A 2,273-nucleotide genomic window follows, 5' to 3' on the forward strand; every position below is an offset into this window, starting at 1 on the left:
AGCGCGTCGAAGCCGAAGAGAAGACCGCCGGCGGCATCTTGCTGCCCGACACCGCCAAGGAAAAGCCGCGTCAGGGCAAGGTTCTGAGCCTCGGCGACGGCAAGCTGCTCGACAGCGGCAAGCGCGCCGCCTTCCAGGTCAAGGAAGGGGACCGCGTCCTCTTCTCGTCCTACGCGGGCAACGAGGTCCAGGTCGACGGCGAAGAATATCTGATCATGTCCGAGGATGACATCCTCGCCGTCATCGACTAGCCCTCCCAAGAAGCCAAATTCAGAGCCGTGCTCCGACCGAGCGCGGCTCTGCGTGTTGTGTGCCAGGTATGGTCTGCTTCAGGAGGTGCGAGTCCTCTGCGGGCGGGGATGGCCCGGACCGCAAGGCTAGGCAAGGGTGTCCGTCGCGAGGCGGAATCTGAAGAAAGCCGATGCCCCCAACTCGGATTCGACGAACAGGAATCGGATACAAGGCCAGCGTCGTCGGGTAACCCGGCAATGGACGGGGACGCCCAGTAGCCATTCCGTAGGCGACGCGGGTAGATCCGGCGAAGACCGAGTGATGGATGCAGATCTTACCCTGGGAGATCTCCCGCTCTGTGCGGACGATGCCGCACTACCGGCGCGGCAACGCGGTGGGATGGAGCGAGAGAAGTCAGCAGAGGCCGTAGTAGTTCGCTCGTTCGATGATGTGCCAACCTCACGGCAACACACGTCGGGGAGGCCAACCGCCTCGCAAGAGCGGACGAAGGGCTGAATCTATTCTTGCAAGCGACCGTCTGGAACGACTCGATGGACGCGGAGCGACCGCAAGGCAGCTACTACCAACCGCTCCTCTTTGGGGAGCAGACGGAGGAGTTGCGCCTCGACGCGACTGGCGACGGCGGGACCGAAGCTGGTGCATGCGAGGAGTCGCAAACGTTCACGGCGTTGGGCCAAGCACGTGCCTTGCCGGACCGAATGATGGAGGAGGTGACCCGGACTCAGAACTTGATCGAGGCGATCAACCGCGTGCGCGCGAACAAAGGTTCCGCAGGTGTGGATGGGATGACCGTCCACGAACTGTTGCCCTGGGTTCGCAAGCATCTGCAAGGATTCGTCGCGTCGCTCTTGGATGGGAGTTATCAACCGTCGCCGATCCGCGGGGTGCAAATCCCGAAGGCCGGTGGAGGAATGCGACAATTGGGCATTCCAACGGTGATCGACCGTCTGGTGCAACAGGCGATCCTGCAAGTTTTGGATCCGCTTCTGGATCCGACCTTTTCGACTTCGAGTCACGGTTTTCGCAGAGGACGCGGCGCGTTTACCGCGCTGACCGAAGCGAAGAAGTATGTGGCGGAAGGTCGATGCATCGTGGTGGACATGGACCTGGAGAAGTTCTTCGACCGGGTCAATCATGACATCCTGATGGCGCGGCTGGCTCGACATGTCGGCGACAAACGCCTGCTCAAGATCATTCGTCGCTTCCTGGAAGCGGGCATGATGCAAGACGGCGTGTGCGTCGCGCGACACGAAGGCACTCCGCAAGGCGGACCGCTGTCGCCGCTCTTGGCGAACCTGCTGTTGGACGACCTCGACAAGGAACTGCAGCGGCGCGGCCACTGCTTCTGCCGTTATGCCGACGACTGCAACATCTACGTGCGGTCGAAGGTGGCGGGAGAACGTGTGCTGGCGTCCGTGACGGACTTCTTGGAAAGGAAACTTCGGCTCCGCGTCAACCGGGAGAAAAGCGCGGTGGCATTCATCGAGGAGCGAAAGTTCCTCGGCCATCGTCTCCTGAGAGGTGGGGAGTTAGGAGTGGCGCCCAAGAGTGAGGAACGCGTCAAGGATCGCATCCGGCACATCACTCGTCGCAATCGAGGCATCGAGATCGCCGAGATGGTGGGCGAACTCAACAGCTATCTCACGGGCTGGATCGCGTACTTCCGCTTTGCGAAGTGCAAGACCTTGTTGCGTGAAATGGACAAGTGGATTCGTCGCAAGCTGCGTTGCGTGCGGCTCAAGCAACTGAAACGGACCAGAACAATCGCGGGCTTCTTGCTCCGACGCGGCGTCCCCCACCGTCATGCGTGGATGACGGCGGCGTCGGGCAAGGGTTGGTGGCACTTGTCGGCCTGTCCGGCCGTCAACACCGCCATGGATCAGACTTGGATCGAGTCTCTGGACCTGGTGAACATCAACCAGCTTTACGACCGGTATCAACAAGAACAGAAACCGCCGGATACGCAAAGTACGTCCGGTGGTGTGGGAGGACGGGGGAAGTAATTCCCCCTCCTACCCGAT

Annotated in this window: 2 protein-coding genes; both read left to right on the forward strand. The window is 61.2% G+C overall.

Going from position 1 to position 2,273, the window contains the following annotated elements; all coding sequences use genetic code 11:
- Positions 1-251 (forward strand): co-chaperone GroES (locus VHE10_03525; protein HVU06827.1); only part of this gene is annotated, 251 nt, incomplete at its 5' end.
- Between the two features lie 504 nt (positions 252-755).
- Positions 756-2,255 (forward strand): group II intron reverse transcriptase/maturase, encoded by a 1,500-nt coding sequence (gene ltrA, locus VHE10_03530; GenBank protein ID HVU06828.1) that lies wholly within the window; start codon positions 756-758, stop codon positions 2,253-2,255.
- The last annotated feature ends 18 nt before the right edge of the window (positions 2,256-2,273 follow it).

The organism is Candidatus Paceibacterota bacterium, assembly GCA_035546035.1.
Taxonomy (GTDB): Bacteria; Patescibacteriota; Minisyncoccia; order Phycocordibacterales; family UBA6065; genus UBA6065.